This window comes from Haemophilus sp. SZY H8 (genome assembly GCF_018829755.1).
GTDB classification, from domain to species: domain Bacteria; phylum Pseudomonadota; class Gammaproteobacteria; order Enterobacterales; family Pasteurellaceae; genus Haemophilus; species Haemophilus haemolyticus_K.
In genome coordinates this window covers 163,538-184,527 of sequence record NZ_JAHKJY010000004.1, presented here as the reverse complement: position 1 = coordinate 184,527, position 20,990 = coordinate 163,538, and the positions used below count along the sequence as shown (strand labels likewise).

Here is a 20,990-nt window from a genome sequence, read left to right as displayed (position 1 = left end):
TCTTCGACCAAACCCCACCTTTGATTTCTGCTTTCTCCGCGATAATATCGGTGTAATCAGATTGGCTGTTATCCATCCCTTTTTGACCAACCGTCACTTTACCGCCTTTTACGCGATAGCCTTTCAACTCGCCATTTTCTACTTCCGCTTTACCAGTTGTCAGGGTTGTTCGCCCCGCATTAATCACACCACAGCCATCACATTGGATACCACTTGGGTTGGCAATCACCACATCTGCTTTTTTACCTGCCACTTCCACATAACCTTTTAAACGGCTTGGATTAGCGGAATTGACCTCGTTAAGAATGACTTTCGCTTCACCACGAGCAAGATTCGGGTTACCCTGCACCCAGCCCGCCATTTGCGTTTGTGCTGCTTTACGGGCATTGTTTAATACGGCGCCCTTCTCTGCCACATCAAATTGCGAATATTGGTTACGTGATACGCCACCCGCACTTGGTGTTTGAATATTTACTTGCGGTAAACCATTCGCTGTTTGAAGTACGATGGGTTGTTGATTACCCGGTGCAGATTTATCAGCACGAATCGCCATATCTTCTGCATGAACAGAAGGCAAAAAGACGAAGCCCAATGCCAGCATAAGGCTGAAATGAATAGGATTAAGGGAAAGTGCGGTTGAAAATAATCCTGTTTTTTCTTGTTCTGGACTCACATTTTCACTTTGCGCTTTACCTTGAGATTTTGCCAGCTCAGAGACCACCACAAGCTGGTTTAATACACGGCTAAAAATCACTTTATAATGATGTTTATTCATTTTTTTAATTTCCTTTAAAGTTTTAAATTCTGTTTGGTTTTAATCAATTTATTCATCTAAAAGCGTGAGCATTAAAAACGGTAGCTCACATTAAATCCGGTTGTCACATGACTGGTTCTAAATCCTTCCGGTTTTTTAATTGGAACACCTACGAAATAATCATAGTTAATGCCCCATAGTTTGCCGCGAAGTCCAATTGCACCACCCATTAAGCTATCACCAATTTGAAGCTCTTCTTGGCTAGAGTGCACTTTACCTCGGTCAATCCCTAAATAAAGCTCATGTCCCTTATTGGCGATATTCCAACCTAGCTCATTTCGCCATAACCAACCTTTTTCACCGGAAAGTGATAGCTCGCCATCAAATCCGCGTACGGTATAACGACCACCAATACTAAATTTATCTTGTTGTGTTAAAGGTGTGCCGTTCCATTGTCCATTCCAGCTAGTGTTAAAGCGAAAAGGCTGATTGCCGATAGTGAAAGGGTAGGTAAAATCAATGCCTGCCGTAAAAATCTGCATACGGGAAGTCCCTTCGCCAAACTCTTCTTCCGGAGCGGGTAAGGATTTATTCCCACCCGTACCACGTTTATAGTTCGCAAACAGTTGTAATACGGTTTCACCAATGTATTGAGTGTGATTTAAGCCTACTTCCCAACCTGCTGTTCGACGACGCTGTACTTCAATTTCGGTGTCATTGATGTAGTTATGCGATTTTTTCGTCCATAACGCGGCATTCACATAGGTTTTATAAAGACTTCCACGCGATAATAAACGGCTTAAATTCGCTTTCATTTGCTGGCTTTCGCCCGAATAGGTATAAGACTCAAATGCCCCCGCCACCGTTTGGTGATAAGAATATTTTGAACCCGAAAGGGTTAAGAGGTAATTCTTCCAAGGAATAGAATAATAGAGGCTAACATTTTTACTGCCATAATCCCCTTCCGCATCATCGCTATCACGTTTAAAGCTGCGCGTACCGCTGATATAGAACATATCATTAAGTGTTAGCACGTTATCCCAAGAAAACGTGGCTGAACCCTGTAAACGCCCCGTAGCTTTACTGCGTGAATCATCTAAGCCCAAAGTCAAATGAAAAGGTAAGCTTTGCTTATAAGCAATCACCACATCGGTTTCACCTACCGCATCCGTTGGTACTAGCTCCATATTCGCATCAGCGCTCGGTACACGTTTTAAGTTTTCTAAACCTTGTTCAATATTGCGAATATTTAATATATCCCCTTGCGCCAGGGGCATAGCAAACCACAAGGTACCACGAGTAGCAAATGGAATCGCACTTTGGTCTTGTAATTGAATACGGCCTACTTTACCTGGAATCACGGTTAACACGAGCATGCCTGAACGTAAATCCTGTGGCTCCACCACCACGCGTGTAGTGACATATCCCAAATCAATTAAGCGATTTTGAATACGACGAAGTAATACATTAATCCCCTCAGAGCCAATACAAGCAGGCAGCGCAAAATCACGCCCAGCATAAGCAGACTTTAATGTCCAAGAAAATTGGCTTGGTTGGATTAATTTAAGGGAAGAGGCTGATGGATTTTCTTCAGCTTGATAATCGGTCAGCACCAATTGATTGATAGGAAAACATTGCGCTTCATTTTTTGGAAAACCACGAGAGGCTTCTTTTTCACCCTCTAAACGCACATTCGCGGATTGCGTTTGCTGCGCTAAAATAGCCGCATCTTGTTCGGCTTGTTGCCTCTTTTGTTTAGCATCGATTTGTTTTTCTAAATTGGCATTTGGCGAGCTTGGCGCTGAAAAACCAAAAGGTGAAATAAATAATAAACTATAAAGAAAAAAGTGTGAGGATTTTTTCATTGTTACCCTAAAGATAAAGTGATTAATAAATTATGGTTGATAAGATATCAAAATCTATTTAAAAAGACTATAAAGTTTACATCGGTAATTTCTGTTATTTTTCATTAGTTTAAATATAAAAAAATCTACATCAAACTTGTGCTTGATGCAGATAATTTACTTATTGGCTATTAATATAAAATTAACCGCCTAATTGAACAGGCTCAACTTTCCAAATTCTCTCTGCGTACTCTTTAATCGTGCGGTCAGATGAGAAGAAGCCCATATTCACGATATTTTGAATAGTGCTTTCAATCCATTGGTCGCGTTGTTTGTATTTTTCATCTACGGCTTTTTGAGTTTCTACATAACTACGGAAATCAGCGAAAGCTTGATAATAATCGTGGTATTGCAAGCCTTGTAATAATTGATGATAACGTTGAGGATCTTCTGGTGAGAATTTACCCTCAATAATTTGATCCACGACTGTGCGTAATTGAGCATCATTTTGATAGTATTCAAATGATCGATACCCTTCTCGACGAAGTTGCTCAACTTGTTCCACTGTGTTACCGAAAATAAAGATGTTATCTTCACCCACGTTTTCCAAGATCTCCACGTTTGCACCGTCAAGCGTACCGAGTGTCAATGCACCGTTAAGGGCAAATTTCATATTACTAGTTCCAGAAGCCTCTGTACCTGCAAGTGAAATTTGCTCTGAAATATCCGCTGCTGGAATAATTAACTGGGCAAGGCTTACGCTGTAATTTGGAATAAATACAACTTTTAAACGGCCTTTCAAACGCTCATCATTATTGATGACATTAGCAACATCATTAATTAAATGGATCGTTTGTTTCGCAGTATAGTAAGCCGAAGCTGCTTTACCTGCTAAAATAAATACACGCGGTTGCCAATCTTTTTCAGGATGAGCAAGCATTTCATTGTAGCGAGCAATAATATGCAATACATTCAACATTTGACGTTTATATTCGTGAATACGTTTGACTTGAACATCAAATAACGCATGTGGATCAAGTTCAACACCTAATTCAGATTTCACGTATTCCGCCAATTTCACTTTGTTCGCAAATTTAATATCCGCAATCGCTTCTTTAAATGCTTTTTCTTGCGTAAATGGTTTAAGTTTTTCGATTTGACTTAAATCACAACGCCATTCTGAACCAATGTATTTATCGAATAAGTCTGCTAATTGTGGATTCGCAACGGCTAACCAACGACGCGGTGTGATACCGTTTGTCACATTGGTAAAGCGTTCTGGAAAAATACGAGCAAAGTCTGCAAAGGTTGAAGTCACCATTAAATCAGAATGGATTTCTGCCACACCGTTGATTTTGTGTGAACCCACAACAGATAGCCATCCCATACGCACTTTACGTTGATAACCTTCTTCAATCAGTGAAACACGACGAATAAAATCGTTATCCGTGGTGACGTAAGAACGAACATACTCTAAGAAATGATCATTAATTTCAAAAATCATCTGTAAATGACGTGGCAAGATTTTTGCCATCATTTCCACTGGCCAAGTTTCTAATGCTTCTGACATTAAAGTATGACAGGTGTAAGAGAAAATGTTACGCGTCATCTCCCAAGCTTTTTTCCATTCAAAACCTTCATCATCCACTAAAATACGCATTAACTCAGGAATTGCTAAAGCAGGGTGTGTGTCATTTAAATGAATTGCCACCTTATCAGCCAAGTTTTCAAGGCTATCGTGGGTGCGTTTGTGACGGCGTAAAATATCTTGAAGTGATGCAGAGACTAAGAAATACTCTTGACGTAAACGCAATTCGCGACCATTCCAAGTAGAATCATCCGGATAAAGTACGCGTGATAAATTTTTATTTGCGGAGTGTTCTTCTAATGCTGCTAGGTGTTCACCGCGGTTAAAGTCTGCAAGATTAAAGACTTCTCCCGCATGAGCAGACCATAAGCGTAATGTTGCTGCAGAATTGTTTTGATAGCCTGGAATCATTTGGTCGTAAGCAAGTGCGGTCACTTTTTCGGTATCTTGCCAAATGCATTTTTTGCCTTCGAAATGAATGTTTCCACCAAATTCTACGGTAAAGCGTTTAGATGGGCGAATAAACTCCCAAGGTGCACCTTTTTCAAGCCATGCATCTGGGCACTCAACTTGCTGACCATTTTCGATTTTTTGGCGGAACATACCATATTCATAACGAATACCGTAGCCCATACCTGGTAAACCAAGTGTTGCGATAGAATCCATAAAGCACGCCGCTAAACGGCCTAAACCGCCATTGCCCAAGCCAGGATCAACTTCTTTTTCTAAAACTTCTTCTAAATCCACATTTAATTCAGACAAGGCTTCTTGTGCTAATCCATAAATACCTTCTGCAATCATGGCATTAGAAAGCGTACGTCCAATTAAGAATTCCATTGAAAGGTAGTAAACACGGCGAGAATCTTCCGCTCGAGTTTGGCGCGCAGTAGTAATCCAACCCTCTGTTACTAAGTCACGCACAGCGTGAAGTGTTGCGTTAAGCCAATCGCGTTGGCTTGCTTCACGCGGTGATCGACCAATTAAAAAAATAAGCTTATAAACAATTGATTTTTTGATTGCCTCAACAGTCATTTGTGGGCGATTGTATAGGAATGGAGAATCAAAATTATCCATTATCATAAGTAAAACCTCGGTTTGAATGTTAAAAAATTATCTATAATAAAAGAGATGTTGATTTAAAAATTCACGCACATTTCAAAAAATCAATCGAAATAGACCGCTCTTTGTATCCGAGAACCTTTATACCTCTAATAAATTCGGTTCAAATTTTATGCTTATCTTGTCGAAAAACAAGCATAATCACAGAGCTTGCAACAATAATCTACAAACAGACTGTTGCCCTTAACGTTTATAAATAAAACTACAAACGTTCATAAAGCGCACGATATTGTTCTGCTGCTTTACGCCAGCTGAAATCTTGTGTCATCGCATTCGCTCGCAATGCTGACCACACTCTCGGTTTTTGCCAAATATCAAACGCTTGTTGAATGCTTCTGCGTAAATCTTCAGCTGTCGCTTGCTCAAACACAAAACCAGTTGCCGTGCGATCTTTAATATTTTCCGGTGTGCTATCTACCACCGTATCGGCTAAACCACCCGTTTTACGAACAAGAGGAAGGGTGCCATATTGCAAACCATAAAGTTGTGTTAAGCCACAAGGCTCAAAACGGCTTGGCACTAAAATCACATCACCACCTGCCACTAATAAATGTGACAGTGTTTCATCGTAACCAATTTTGACTGCAACATGTTGTGGATAACGTTCAGCAAGCTCACGAATACCTTGTTCAAAGTGCGGTGCGCCAGACCCTAAAATCATCAACTGGCCACCTTGTTTTACAATTTCATCCGCACTTTCAATCAATAAATCCACGCCTTTTTGTTCGGTTAAGCGGGTTACCATCACAAATGCCAATGCATTTTCATCTTGCGGTAAATTAAAATAAGCTTGCAGTTCAGCTTTATTCTGTTTTTTACCTGCCATATGTTTCAATTTGTAACGATGCTGAATATATTGATCGGCATTTGGATGCCAAATATTTTCATCTACACCATTAAGAATCCCTACTAAACGCCCTTGAGATTTTAAGCCAGAAAGTAAACCTTCCAATCCATAGGCAAATTCAGGTGTTGTAATCTCTTTGGCATACGTCGGGCTCACTGCAGTGCTGGCATCGGAGTAAAATAAGCCTGCTTTTAAATAGGAAATCTGTCCAAATAGCTCTAAACCATCAACATTAAACATGCCTGCAGGCAAGCCAATTTCAAATAAATGCTGATAATGAAATTGTCCTTGATACGCTAAATTGTGGATCGTAAATACGGATTTTGCTGGGCGACCTTTATTAAATAAGTAAGCGGCACATAAACCTGCATGCCAATCATGAGCATGAACCACATCTGCACGCCACCAGCTATCTAAACCAGTAGATAATTCAGCGCCAACCCAACCAAGTAAGGCAAAACGTTTATAGTTATCACCATAATCATTATAGTAACAATCGTGATATGGATTCCCCTCACGCGCATATAAATGTGGTGCATCGATTAAATAAACACCTACACCATTATATTCGCCATAACGCAACACAACGTGTCCCGCAAAATTATCAAATTCAGCAACAACTTGTGTATTAGAAATACCTGCAGAAATCGCTGGATAAGCAGGCAATAAAATGCGTGCATCAAGTCCTATTTGATTTTGGGCTTGTGGCAAAGCTCCTAAAACATCGGCTAAACCGCCTGTTTTAAGGAGCGGATAAAATTCAGAGCAAACGTGTAAAACTTTCATTTAATTTTTATTTTCCCTATAAAACATAAATAATGCTCGATCAATTTCCCTCTTTAGAAAAGAGGGGGTTATAAAGTGCGGTCAAAATTAACCGCACTTTTCATCATCAATCTAAATGCTCTTCAGATACGACTTCTTCCCCTTCTAATTTTTTCAGCATTTTCGGGGTAACTAAAATCACTTTACCGGTTGAACTGATACGGAAACGTTTTTTATCTTCTTCTATATTCACACCAATTTCCATGCCATCTGGAATGATGCATTCACGGTCAAGAATACAGTTTTTCAATATACAATTCTTACCGATTTGAACTTGTGGCAATACCACACAATGATCCACTTTTGAAAAAGCATCAATTTTCACGCGATCGAATAGCACGGAATTACTGATAGAGGCATCAGTAATCACACAACCACCGCCAATTAAAGAATTATCGACTGGATGAACATTTGAATTTTTGTAGAAGAATTTTGACGGATAAGCTTGAATTGGATTACCGCGAATTGGCCAACTTTGATCATAAATATCAAGCTGTGGATTTTCAGAGACTAAGTCAATATTAGATTGCCAAAAGCTATCTAATGTACCCACATCACGCCAATAAATTTCACCTTCAGTATTACGTCCCATGCAAGAACGGCTGAAAGGATGCGCATAAAGGGTTTCTTCTGCTAAACATTTTGGTAATACATCTTTACCAAAATCGTGGCTAGTTTGTGGTGTATTGACCTCTCTCTCCAACATTTTATAAAGATAATCCGCATCAAATACATAAATCCCCATTGATGCTAGTGAAATATCGGGTTTACCTACCATTGAAGGCGGATCTTTTGGTTTTTCAACAAAGGCTTTGACTTTTAAATTTTCGTTTACTGCCATGACACCAAATTCATGTGCTTCAGAGCGTGGTACTTCAATGCAGCCCACCGTACATTTTGCACCGCTATTCACATGGTCCATCAACATGACGCTATAGTCTTGTTTGTAAATATGGTCACCCGCCAAGATCAAAACATATTTAGGGCGATAGTGATCACGAATAATCGCCATATTTTGATAAACAGCATCCGCAGTACCACGATACCAAGTTGAATCATCAATTTGTTGGCGTGCGGGAAGCATATCAACAAACTCCCCTTTTTCTTGTGGTAAGAAAGACCAACCTGTTTGCAAATGACGAAGTAAAGAATGTGCTGCGTATTGAGTCACTACCCCAATTCGGTTCAAACCAGAGTTAATACAATTAGAAAGTGCAAAGTCAATAATACGGCGGTTACCACCAAAATAAAGAGCGGGTTTTGCGCGTTTATCCGTAAGTTCATGCAAGCGTGAACCACGTCCACCCGCAAGAATAAGCACCAAAGTATTTTTAACTAAATCATATTTGTTAAGGTCGCCAGCTTTCATAAGGATCTCCATAGTCTTATAGTTATTCGTCACTCAGCATACAAAAGCCCATTGAGCTAAGCTCTGCTTGTTGTGCATCGAGGGTTAAATTATGTGTGCCGATTTGAGGTTTCCATTTTCCATCGGATAAATGAAAAACCTGCCCTTCGGCTTTGGCATTAATCAATAAAAGACAATGCTTATCTAAAACTACTTGTAATGCTTTGGTTTGTTGATTTTGCCAATTGTCAACTGTCATCTGGTTACCGTGAATGTTAAGCCATTGCACATTGTCACCTGACCACCATTGATTCCGGTTTAAACTACCAATTTGCTTACGCGCTGCAATCGTTTGCTTGGTAAGTTCAAATAATTCCTTGTTAAAATTTGCCCATTTCAGCCAAGTAATTTCGTTATCTTGGCAATAGGCATTATTGTTACCATATTGAGTGTTGCCGAACTCATCACCCGCCAAAAGCATAGGTGTGCCATTCGCCAGCAATAAACTCATTAATAATCCGCTTTGTGCAAAAGTGCGGTTATTTTCCACCGCACTTTTTTGCGGCTCAGAAAGGGATTCAGTAGAACCTTCTACCCCATGGTTATAACTGTAATTTTCGTTGCGACCATCACGATTTTCTTCGCCATTCGCTTCGTTATGTTTTTGGTTATAACTCACCAAATCTTGCATGACGAAACCATCATGAGCAGTAATAAAATTAAGCGTTGTGTGTGGCAAGCGATCATTTTTCTTAAATAAATCGCTAGAACCCGCAAAGCGTTCTGCAAATGCGCCAATTTCACCACTTTTCCATAACCAAAAACGGCAAAGATCATCACGAAAACGATCATTCCATTCTGCAAAATAATTTGGGAAATTTCCGACTTGATAACCGTAATGTCCTATATCCCAAGGCTCTACAATCAATTTAATATTTTGTAAACTTGGCTCATTTCTTATGTCAGTAAAAAGTTGAGCTTGTGGATTAAAATCGGGTGTATCACGCCCGAGCACGGAGGCTAAATCAAATCGAAAACCATCAACATGACAGTGTTCAACCCAATAACGTAAACAATCTACGACCCATTTTCGCCCAACATCAGAGGATAAATTGAGCATATTGCCGCAGCCTGTCCAATTGATATAACGCCCTTGATCGTTGCGCCAATAGTAAGTTTGATCATCAATGCCACGCTGGCAGAATGTTGGGTAAGTTTGCTCTGATTCTGCGGAATGGTTAAATACCACATCTAAAATAACTTCAATGCCCTCTTTATGAAACGCCTTCACCATCGCTTTAAATTCAGCTAATGGATTATTTGTTGCCGCATATTTAGGTTCCACCGCAAACATGGCTAAGGGATTGTATCCCCAATAATTTTGTAAGCCTCGTGCCTGTAAGTGCGGTTCATTTATATAAAAATTTACAGGCAGCAATTCCACTGCTGTCACGCCTAATTCTTTTAAATAAGCTAAATTGATAGGATGACTTAAGCCCGCATAGGTGCCCCGTAATTCAGCGGGAATCTTGTCGTTAAGTTGACTAAAACCTTTAACGTGCAATTCATATACAATGGTTTCCGCCCAAGGCGTATTGGGTGCAGTATCATTTTCCCAATCAAAATCTTCAGAAATAATCACCGCTCTTGGCGCAATATGAGCATTATCGCGATGATCATTCATTAAAAACCAAGAACGACTTTCTTCGCTACTTAAATCAGGTTTACCATTCACGGCTTTCGCATAGGGATCGAGCATTAACTTATTCGGATTGGCATATTCACCATTAATGCGGAATCCATATTCTGTCCCAACCTCAACGCCTGCTACAGCTAAATGCCATACATTATTTGTGCGAACCATAGGAAAGCGCGTTTCCTTATCCCCATCAAACAGGCAAAGTTCCACACCACTCGCTGCAGCAGAGAACAGTGCAAAATTAGTCACCTTCACGCCATTCTCGGTAAATATTGAATAGCCCATTGGCGCTGGTTTGCCGTTGTTATAAATCGTAAACATATCTTACAAATTGTATTTCAAATAAACTGTCGCCAATGGTGGAATAGAAATCGAAATAGAATTTTCTCGTCCATGGCTTTCAATTTCTTCACTTGTTACATAGCCGAAATTGCCCACGTTAGAGCCTTGATAATACATAGAATCAGTATTCAGAATTTCTTCATAAGTGCCTGCAACATTTACCCCAATACGGTAATTATGGCGAAGCACAGGAGTGAAGTTGCTGATGACGATAATACGCTCACCATTTGAGCTGCGACGTTCAAAAGCAAATACAGAATTTGCCGCATCATCAACGACAAGCCAATCAAAGCCTTCAGGTGAATAATCCAGTTCAAAGAGCGGTAAGTTTTCTCGGTAAATATGATTCAAGTCTTTTACTAATTTCAATATGCCTTTATGCCAGCCACCACCGATATTTTCATCAAGTAAGAACCAGTCCAAACTTTCTTCGTAATTCCACTCACGACCTTGAGCAAATTCATTACCCATAAAGAGCAATTTTTTACCCGGATGGCCCCACATATAGCCGTAGTAAGCACGTAAGTTCGCAAATTTTTGCCATGCGTCTCCTGGCATTTTATCGAGAAGTGAATATTTGCCATGCACCACTTCATCATGGGAAAGCGGTAGCACAAAATTTTCGCTGTATTGATACATCATCCCAAAAGTCATTTTATTGTGATGATATTGGCGGTAAATTGGGTCAAGCTGCATATAGGCGAGCGTATCGTTCATCCAGCCCATATTCCATTTGAAATTGAAACCTAATCCGCCGTTTTCGCTTGGGTGGGTTACGCCAGCAAAAGAGGTAGATTCTTCCGCAATAGAAATTGCTCCCGCCATTTCACTGTGAATTTTCCAGTTGGTATGTTTTAAAAACTCGATGGCTTCTAAATTTTCACGTCCGCCATATTGGTTTGGAATCCACTCACCTTCCGCACGGCTGTAATCGCGGTAAATCATCGAAGCCACGGCATCCACGCGAATACCATCTACACCAAAACGTTCAAGCCAATACAGTGCATTACTGGATAAGAAATTTTTGACCTCATTACGCCCATAGTTATAAATCAAGGTATTCCAATCTTGATGATAGCCTTCGCGAGGATCTTCATGCTCATATAAAGCCGTGCCATCAAACGCGACTAAACCATGGGTATCACTTGGGAAATGCCCTGGCACCCAATCTAAAATCACGTTGATGCCTGCTTCGTGAGCACGTTTTACTAAACAGCGGAATGCCTCAGGTGAACCAAAGCGACTGGTTGGAGAATAAAGTCCAAGTGGTTGATAGCCCCAAGAACCATCAAATGGAAATTCAGAGAGCGGTAAAAATTCTATATGGGTGAATCCCATATCTTTTACATAAGGAATTAATTCATCAGCAATTTGATCGTAATCTAGCCAAAAATTATTTTCTAAATTACGACGCCAGGATCCTAAATGCACTTCATAAATGGAAATCGGTTGATTCGCTTGATTTGCTTGACGACGTTGTTCCGTCATTTCCACCACATTTGGTAATGCACTGACTTGCGATGCTGTATCAGGGCGAAGTTGCGAACTAAAGGCAAATGGATCGGCTTTCAAACGCAAGTTTCCAAAGCAATCAATCAATTCAAATTTATAAAGCTGACCAAGACAAACTTTCGGTAGGAATAGTTCCCACACACCGCTTTTCGGGTGGAAACGCATTGGGTGGCGGCGACCGTCCCAATAGTTAAAATCGCCCACGATGGAAACCCGTTTCGCATTCGGCGCCCACAAACGGAAATTCACCCCGCTCACACCATCACATTCCATAAAATGCGCACCCAGCACTTCATACGGGCGGAGCATCGAGCCTTCAGAAAGCAGCCATTGTTCTAAATCATCAATCATAGGATGAAAACGATAAGGATCTTCGACTATTTGCGATTCATTGCCCCAAAAAACCTGTAATTGATAAGCAAAAAAATGACGACAATTTGGAATAACACCAACAAAAAAGCCACGCTCATCGACACAATCCAGTTCCGTTATTTCTTTACCACTTTCACGCTCAATCACCACCACTCGATTGGCATCTGGCAATAACGTACGGATTTCAATTCCTCGCTCAGTTTCGTGCATACCAAGCGTAGCAAAAGGATCGCCATTGCTCGCATCAAAAAAACCATCAATAATTGCTTGTGTTACTGCGGTTGTCATATTTACTCCTTATACATTTCGCCCTTGGTTAATTTGCACAAAGAACGTTTTTAAAGCTTCATTGCTAAAAATAAACTCTAACAGTTGAGCAAGTTTCTTACACCAATTTGGGTATTCATTTGAGGTGCCCGGCAAATTAAAACTGATTTCTTGGCTAAGTAAATTTTCTAATTGCACACCAATCAATCGGCTGTTACTTTCCGCTAAATAATGATGAATCATTCGGTTTAAATGATCATGCATCGCCATAGAAAGCGCATCACCTTCATAATGCGGTGGTAAATAATTATCACGATGTAAACTATTTAATAAGGCTTGTTTATCCATGACGCGTTGATCATATTTTTGCTTGAGCACTTCCCCATTCAGAATACCGAGTTGATTAAATAATTCTAAATCACGGCAATGCCAAAAACTTTGTAATGAGGGAACATCATGCGTGCCAATGGTGGCATAAGCATTTCGAGGATAATCAGATATAAGAGGAAATTCGCCATTTCGTTGGGCAAAATACAATACAAAATAAGAGAAAATTTGAAACTCGTTTAATTTCCACCGCACTTCATCAGGCACGGTGCCGAGATCTTCACCAATAATTAAACATTCATTACGTACACTTTCAATGGCAAGAATCGCCATTAATTCATCAAAAGGATAATGAACATAAGCGCCATCAGCCGCGTTTTTTCCTTCTGGAATCCACCACAAACGGAATAAGCCCATAACATGATCGATGCGTAGCACACCGAAATATTGCATATTGGCACGTAGCATATCAATAAATGGTGCAAAGCCACGTGCTTTTAGCACGGTTGGATTATAAGGTGGCAAATTCCAATTTTGCCCGACTGGGCCTAAGGGATCAGGCGGTGCGCCAATAGAGGCATTTACACAATATAAATCAGGATCGCTCCATACATCAGCACTACCACGAGAACTATTCACCGCTAAATCGCCATAAATACCCAACTTCATACCAGATTGTTTACAAAGATTTTGTAATGCGGAAAGCTGTTCTTCCGAAAGCCATTGCAACCAAGCAAAAAATTGAATTTGCTCATGGTGTGTTTTTAATAGGGCTTTTCTTTTTGCCGCACTTAAATGTTGCCATCCCTTACGCCAGCCAAGCCAACCGATGGTATTTTCTTCTACTTGATGGTCGGCATGTTCTTGTAAATCTAATACATTAAATAAGCCCTGCAACAACAAAGGTTCACCTTTATTTTTTAAATAATCGGCAAAGATTGTTCGACGTGTCACAATTTCAGCGGATTGACTACGTTGAAAGAAATCAAACAGGGACTCAAGTGCGGTTAATTTTAAAGCCAGTATTGAAGAATAATCGACGCAATCACTTTCACGTAAAGCAGCAATTTTTGCTTGAATATCCTCACGCTTAAACCAATTTTGCACTGAACGGCAACGCTTAAATTCTGGTAAATCAGGAATTGCCAAATATAAGAAATTCAACCAACGACGAGAGGATGAACTATAAGGACTGGCCCAGTTTGGCACAGCAGGATATGGCAAATGTAATGGATTAATTCCCACATAATCCGCACCTTGTTTTGCACTTTGTTCGATCAAATAAGCTAAATCACCAAAATCGCCAATGCCCCAGTTTTGTTCTGAGCGTAAACTGTAAAGTTGCACATTCACGCCCCACACTTTTTTATTTTTTAATACGGGTGGTTGAAAAGCTGCTTTAGGAGAAATAAGTAAACGAACGCGGTACTCTTCAGTATCGGAAAAAATAGATAATTGATAATAGCCAAAAGGAAGTGGAGGCAAGGAAAGTGCGGATAAATTTGAAAGTGTTTTTTCTAACAGAATAGCATTAGATTCATCAATCAGATGATAACGATATTCATCGGCAGGAGGCAAATCTAGACGATTTAGTCGATAATCAATCGGTTCATTTTCAAATGCAGCCAGTACATCGTCAAACTGTACTTTCGCTTTTGGCGGAGGTTGCAAAAGCTCAACAAAAGTTGAAATCGTCTTTTCATCTGCGAAAATAAGATGTCCATCAATATCATAATGAGAAAGCGCGATACCGCATTTTTCTGCTTTTTGTTTGAGAGAATCCGAGATTTGCATAGACACCACATGACAACTGTATAACTCTTGTTAGGGATTATAACCAAGCTGAAAGTGATGACAACCGGCTTTATTTAAAAGTGTGATCTTCGTCAATAATAAATTCAAACCAATCAATTACATCGCGTTCATGCACACCATTTTTGATTAAAACATCAGCATTTTTTAAGGAATCCGCATGGCCAGAAATGAGTGGATGCCATTCAGGGAGTGTCTTTCCTTCATAAAGCAAACGATAGGCACAAGTATCAGGCAACCAATGAAAATCAGGTAAATTCTTTTTGGTGAGTTTGGTGCAGTCGGTTTCAATTTTAAAACGCTCTGAATAATTACCGCACTTTCCTGTTTCCACATCTAAAAGGTTGCAAGCAATTCGGGTGTAATAAAGTTTTTGGCGTTTTCCTCGCCCTTGAATATATTTGCGATAACAGCATTTGCCGCAGCCATCACATAAGGCTTCCCATTCAGATTCGGTCATTTCAAGCAGGGATTTTGTTTGCCAAAAATTAGGTTCAAGTTGCATACTGGATTGCATAGTAGATACAAATAAAAAGTGCGGTCAAAATCGCATTTATTTTGACCGCACTTGGTTGATTAAAATTAGAAGCCTTCTTTTAAACTTACTGTTAAGTTAAACACCAAATGTTCAGGTCGGCTATCTTTACTATCCGCACAGAAATAACCTTCACGTTCAAATTGATAACCTTTCTCTGCTTCCGCAGCCGCCAAGCTTTGTTCTACAAAACCATGTTTTACCACGAGAGAATGCGGATTTAACACGCTTTCAATATCATCTTCAGCACCTGGATTTGGTACGGTAAATAAGCGATCATACAAACGGAATTCAGCTGGGTGATTATGTGCTGCAGAAACCCAGTGAATGACACCTTTGACTTTACGACCATCAGCAGGATTTTTACCTAAAGTTTCAGGATCGTAAGTACAAAAGATCGTAGTAATTTCATCATTTGCATCTTTTTCGACACGTTCAGCTTTAATCACATAGGCGTTACGCAAACGTACTTCTTTACCTAATACTAAACGTTTATATTGCTTGTTCGCTTCTTCACGGAAGTCTGCGCGATCAATATAAAGCTCTTTCGTAAACGGTAATTGACGCTCCCCTAATTCAGGACGATTAGGGTGATTTGGTGCCGTTAAGGTTTCTTCCCCTTCAAAGTTTTCAATCACAACACGAACAGGATCAATCACCGCCATTGCGCGTGGTGCATTTTCGTTTAAATCTTCACGAATGCAGGCTTCAAGTGCAGAATACTCTACGACGTTATCTTGTTTCGTCACACCGATACGACGACAGAATTCACGTAACGAAGCCGGCGTATAACCGCGACGGCGTAAACCAGAAATCGTCGGCATACGCGGATCGTTCCACCCATCAACAATGCCATCATTCACTAATTTCAATAATTTACGTTTAGACGTTAACGTGCCTTCTAAATTCAAACGAGAGAATTCATATTGATGCGGTAATGGACGCTCAATACTGATATTTTCCAATACCCAGTCATATAAACGACGGTTATCTTGGAATTCTAATGTACAGATTGAATGTGTGATACGTTCGATTGCATCAGAAATACAGTGGGTGAAATCGTACATTGGATAAATGCACCATTTATCACCTGTTTGGTGATGGCTCGCAAATTTAATACGATAAATTACTGGATCACGCATGACCATAAATGGCGATGCCATATCAATTTTTGCACGTAAACTTGCTTTACCCTCTGCAAACTCACCGTTCTTCATTTTTTCAAATAAAGCTAAGTTTTCTTCAATAGTGCGGTCACGATATGGGCTATTTTTACCAGGCTCGGTTAAGGTACCGCGATATTCACGCATTTCTTCTGGAGAAAGCTCATCCACATAGGCTAAGCCTTTTTTGATTAATTCAATAGCATAACCATAAAGCGCATCAAAATAATCAGATGCATAACGCGGTTCGCCTTCCCATTTGAAACCTAACCATTCCACGTCAGCTTTGATGGAATCCACATATTCCACGTCTTCTTTTACAGGATTGGTATCGTCAAAACGTAGGTTACATAAACCTTGGTATTCTTTGGCTAAGCCAAAGTTTAAACAAATAGATTTCGCATGACCGATATGTAAATAGCCGTTCGGCTCAGGCGGAAAACGGGTATGAACGCTTTTATGTTTACCCGAAGCTAAATCTTCATCAATAATTTGAGTAATGAAGTTATGTGTGCGGGTATTTTCCGCATTTTCTAGAGTGTGTTCTGTATTGCTCATAAATTTCTCAATAAATTGAAAATAATTTTCCCATTCTATACGAAAAGTCAGGCGTTGTGAATTTGATCCCAAAACTAACCGCACTTTCTATTTAATAGCTTATGACTTTTTCAGCATTTTTTGTTTAACCGCAAGATTTTTCGTGCAAAAAATAGAATAAATCATTACAATGCCGCCTCTCATGAACAATCGTTCAGTGGTTTGTTTTATAATTGGGTTCGCAAGGGAATAATTTTGTAAAACACAAAAGTGCGGTTAAAATCATCCGCACTTTCCACTCATTTTCGTAAGAAGGAAAACTCAATGTTTAAAATGAAAAATATCACGCTTACTTTGTTGATGTCTAGTGCATTGGTGGGATGTGCCAATATTGGCGATTCTTATCAAGCAAGCCTTGAAGATTACAAGCAATATGAAGAAATTACCAAGCAATATAATGTAAAAGAAAATTGGTGGTCATTGTATAACGATGTGCAATTAAATCGCGTCGTAGAACAAGCGTTAATAAACAACAAAGATTTAGCTAAAGCAGCTGTGGCAGTAAACCGTGCGCTTTATAGTGCAAATTTAGTGGGCGCAAATTTAGTGCCTGCATTTAATGGTTCAACTTCATCAGCGGCACAACGTCGAGTTGATACCAGTGCAAACTCTGCCATTTCACACAAAGGTTCTTTAAATGTGAGCTATACATTGGATCTTTGGCAACGTTTAGCCAATGCCGCTGATGCTGCGGAATGGTCGCACAAAGCAACCGCAGAAGACATGGAATCTGCTCGTTTATCATTAATCAATTCTGTAGTAACAACTTATTATCAAATTGCTTATTTAAATGATGCAATTAGCACAACCAACGAAACGATCAAATATTACACTGACATTGGTAATATTATGCAAACGCGTTTAGCACAGGGTGTGGCAGATGCGGTCAGCGTAGATCAAGCGCAACAAGCAGTATTAACGGCGCGTAATAACAAATTAAATTTTGAAACCCAACGCAAAACGGCAGAACAAACCTTGCGCAATCTGCTAAACTTAAAACCAAACGATGCGTTAAATATCACTTTCCCACATATTATGAATGTGAAAACAGCTGGGGTGAATTTGAATGTTCCTGTATCTGTGATTGCAAATCGTCCTGATGTAAAAGCAGCACAATTCCGTTTAAGTAGTGCATTCAAAAATGCGAAAGCAACTCAAAAAAGCTGGTTCCCAGAGGTTAATTTAGGTGGAAGTCTATCTTCAACAGCAAGTACTGTTGGCACGGCGTTACACAATCCTGTGGCTGCAGGCACGGTCGGAATTAGCTTGCCATTCTTAAATTGGAACACCGTAAAATGGAACGTTAAAATTTCTGAAGCTGACTATGAAACCGCGCGTTTAAATTACGAACAACGTATTACCACCGCTCTCAATAATGTGGATACCAACTACTTTGCATTTACCCAAGCGCAAAGCACATTAAGTAATTTACAGCAAACCCATAGTTACAATCAACGTATCACGCAATATTATCGAAATCGCTATAATGCGGGCGTGTCCGAATTGCGCGAATGGTTAGTTGCAGCCAATACTGAAAAATCATCACAACTTGCAATTTTGAATGCAAAATATCAAGTGTTGCAAAGTGAAAATGCGGTATATAGCTCAATGGCGGGATATTACTCTCGTTAATAAAACTAAACATAGGGCGTTTTTAAACGCCCTTTTTAATATTACATTCCTCATTAAGGTATAAACCTTACCAATAAATATTCCTAAAAATGAAAAAACAACTTACTTTTTATTTTATTCGTCATGGCCGCACTGTTTGGAACGAACAAGGATTAATGCAAGGCAGTGGAGATTCTCCATTAACAGAAGAAGGCATTCAAAGTGCGGTCAAAACTGGGCAAGCTTTACAAAATGTCGATTTTATTGCGGCCTATTCGAGCTGTTTACAACGTACCATTGACACGGCCAATTATATTATTGGCGATCGAAACATTCCCTTATTCCAACATCGTGGATTAAATGAACATTATTTTGGTAGTTGGGAAGGAACAAATGTGGAACTGATCCGACCTTTGCCCGAATTCCAACAAATGATTAATGATCCTGCAAACTATAAAGCTGAATCGAATAGTGGAGAAACCTATGAACAACTAGCCAAACGCGCTATCGTAGCTTTACAAGATATTATTAAGATTCATCAAGAAGGGAATATTTTAGTGGTATCGCATGGCCATACCTTGCGTCTATTGATTGCTTTACTCAATGGCGCAACTTGGCAAAATCACCGAGATAAAGATAAATCAGTATCTTTATTAAATACTGCTATTAGCATCATGCATTATGACAGTGAAAAAGGCTTTAGCCTTAAAAAACTAAATGACACAACGCATTTACAATAGGTAAAAAAAAGCCCCTAAATAATTAGGGGCATCAAAAAGGAATTTATGAATAAAATCTCTAAAGTTTAGCTTTATCAAAGGAATCTCGATAAAACAAGGTCATTATATTGATTAATCTAAAGAATAGCAAGAGAAACCCTTACATTTCTTTACAAATCTTTACAGTTCTTTACATTTTAACATTTCGATAATTACTTGGACCGTCTTTTCCATGCCTTGTAAAGAAACCAACTCGTGTTTACTATGGAAATTATAGCCGCCCGTAAAAATATTGGGACATGCTAAACCTTTAGAGGCTAAAAATGCTCCATCTGTACCGCCTCGAATCGGCTTATGACTTGGTTTAACCCCTACCGCTTTCATTGCTCGATCAGCAAGTTCAATTGATTGAGGAACATTTTTTACCACATCATACATATTTTGGTAGCTATCTTGAATGTCTAACTCAATAGGCTTTTTCAAACCTTTTTTAGCATTAAATTTTTCCACCTGACTTTTAATAAAAGCTTTTCTTTGTGCGAAATTCTGCTCATCAAAATCACGAATTAAATAAGTGAGCTCTACTTGCTCAATATCGCCAGAAAAATCTTCTAAATGATAAAAGCCCGCTTTCCCATCTGTTTTTTCTGGTACTTCATCAACTGGAAAAACTTGCTGGAACTCGCAAGCTAAAGTCAGTGCATTCACCATTTTTCCTTTTGCGTAACCAGGATGAATACTCCGCCCGAAAAACCGCACTTTTGCCGTGGCAGCATTAAAGTTTTCGTATTCTAATTCCCCTACTTCTCCCCCATCAATGGTATATGCCCAATCACAGTAAAACTTTTCCATTGGGAAATAATGGATTCCCAAGCCAATTTCTTCATCAGGCGTAAAAGCAACGCGAATATTGCAATGAGGAATATTCTCTTTTTGAAGAATGGAAAGTGCGGTCATAATTTCTGCAATTCCCGCTTTATTATCCGCCCCAAGCAAAGTGGTTCCATCGGCAACAATCAGAGTCTGCCCGACCAATTTTTGCATAAAAGAATAGTAAACAGGACTAATAAATTCCTCGCCAATACCTAATGCAATATCTCCGCCACGATATTGCTCTATCACTTCAGGGCGTACATTTTTACCACTACATTGCGGAGATGTATCAAGATGCGCAATTAAACCAATGGTTTTCGTTAAGTTAGGATCATTAGCCGGTAAAAATGCGGTCACAACCGCGTATTTACTTACTTGAACATTCTCTAAACCAAGTTGGATGAGCTCTTTTTGCAACTGCATGGCTAACTTCATTTGCCCGACAGAGCTGGGGGAATGCTTCGCATTAGGTTTTGATTGAGTGTCAAAAGACACATAATGTAAAAATCGTTCTAAAAGTTCTGTTTTATCTGTTTGAGAAATCATATTCTCGCTCCTTTTAAAAATATCTTTTTTAGTTTAACGAGAAAAATAGAAAACATCTTGATATATAACAATATTTATAAAATTAATGAAGTAAAATTCATCGAAAGTGCGGGTAAATTTCTTGTTATTTTTATGAACGGCAGTTTTTTTACTTTCTAAGGTATTAAGTCCTTTTAATTATTAACAATTCACTATATCATAGGCGTCTATTTTTATATGTCGCCCCTGCAGTCTTGCAGGTTTTATTTCTACTCAGTACCAAATCATTGGTGAAATTAGGGAGAAAACCA

General features: G+C 39.4%; 13 protein-coding genes. 2 read left to right on the top strand and 11 right to left on the bottom strand.

From position 1 onward, the window contains the following. The 10 genes from KKW16_RS07885 to glnS all read right to left on the bottom strand — a co-directional run. On the bottom strand, positions 1-775 hold a 775-nt coding region (locus KKW16_RS07885; RefSeq protein WP_215768161.1), incomplete at its 3' end, for a two-partner secretion domain-containing protein. Between the two features lie 71 nt (positions 776-846). Then, positions 847-2,619: a ShlB/FhaC/HecB family hemolysin secretion/activation protein gene (locus KKW16_RS07880; protein ID WP_140523876.1), complete on the bottom strand. Its 1,773-nt coding sequence runs from the start codon at positions 2,617-2,619 to the stop codon at positions 847-849. Positions 2,620-2,800: 181 nt separating this feature from the next. Then, complete coding sequence (locus KKW16_RS07875; protein WP_215768160.1) at positions 2,801-5,266, bottom strand: glycogen/starch/alpha-glucan phosphorylase; 2,466 nt, start codon at positions 5,264-5,266, stop codon at positions 2,801-2,803. Positions 5,267-5,507: 241 nt separating this feature from the next. Beyond that, positions 5,508-6,938, bottom strand: coding sequence for a glycogen synthase GlgA (gene glgA, locus KKW16_RS07870; RefSeq protein WP_215768159.1), 1,431 nt, complete (start codon positions 6,936-6,938; stop codon positions 5,508-5,510). Positions 6,939-7,044: 106 nt separating this feature from the next. Then, on the bottom strand, positions 7,045-8,346 hold the full coding sequence (gene glgC / locus KKW16_RS07865; RefSeq protein WP_048953676.1) for a glucose-1-phosphate adenylyltransferase: 1,302 nt from the start codon (positions 8,344-8,346) through the stop codon (positions 7,045-7,047). A gap of 22 nt (positions 8,347-8,368) precedes the next feature. Then, a complete protein-coding gene (glgX, locus tag KKW16_RS07860; protein ID WP_048953674.1) occupies positions 8,369-10,345 on the bottom strand; it encodes a glycogen debranching protein GlgX in 1,977 nt (658 codons plus the stop codon). A 3-nt stretch (positions 10,346-10,348) separates the two neighbouring features. Then, positions 10,349-12,538, bottom strand: coding sequence for a 1,4-alpha-glucan branching protein GlgB (gene glgB / locus KKW16_RS07855; RefSeq protein ID WP_065264946.1), 2,190 nt, complete (start codon positions 12,536-12,538; stop codon positions 10,349-10,351). A gap of 9 nt (positions 12,539-12,547) precedes the next feature. Continuing rightward, the gene (gene malQ, locus KKW16_RS07850; RefSeq protein WP_165818754.1) at positions 12,548-14,638 is read right to left on the bottom strand and encodes a 4-alpha-glucanotransferase; all 2,091 of its coding nucleotides are present in this window, start codon (positions 14,636-14,638) and stop codon (positions 12,548-12,550) included. Positions 14,639-14,708: 70 nt separating this feature from the next. Then, positions 14,709-15,161: a YcgN family cysteine cluster protein gene (locus KKW16_RS07845; protein WP_005631793.1), complete on the bottom strand. Its 453-nt coding sequence runs from the start codon at positions 15,159-15,161 to the stop codon at positions 14,709-14,711. A 77-nt stretch (positions 15,162-15,238) separates the two neighbouring features. Next, positions 15,239-16,912 carry a glutamine--tRNA ligase gene (glnS, locus tag KKW16_RS07840; protein WP_111407895.1) on the bottom strand — a complete coding sequence of 558 codons (1,674 nt, stop codon included), beginning with the start codon at positions 16,910-16,912 and terminating at the stop codon, positions 15,239-15,241. Positions 16,913-17,215: 303 nt separating this feature from the next. Between glnS and tdeA the strand changes: the two genes are divergently transcribed. After that, positions 17,216-18,583: a toxin/drug exporter TdeA gene (tdeA, locus tag KKW16_RS07835; protein WP_111407894.1), complete on the top strand. Its 1,368-nt coding sequence runs from the start codon at positions 17,216-17,218 to the stop codon at positions 18,581-18,583. Between the two features lie 89 nt (positions 18,584-18,672). Beyond that, positions 18,673-19,302 (top strand): histidine phosphatase family protein, encoded by a 630-nt coding sequence (locus KKW16_RS07830; protein WP_111407893.1) that lies wholly within the window; start codon positions 18,673-18,675, stop codon positions 19,300-19,302. A 159-nt stretch (positions 19,303-19,461) separates the two neighbouring features. On the opposite strand, the gene pepT is transcribed toward KKW16_RS07830, so the two are convergent. Next, positions 19,462-20,700 (bottom strand): peptidase T, encoded by a 1,239-nt coding sequence (gene pepT, locus KKW16_RS07825; RefSeq protein ID WP_111407892.1) that lies wholly within the window; start codon positions 20,698-20,700, stop codon positions 19,462-19,464. Between the last annotated feature and the right edge of the window lie 290 nt (positions 20,701-20,990).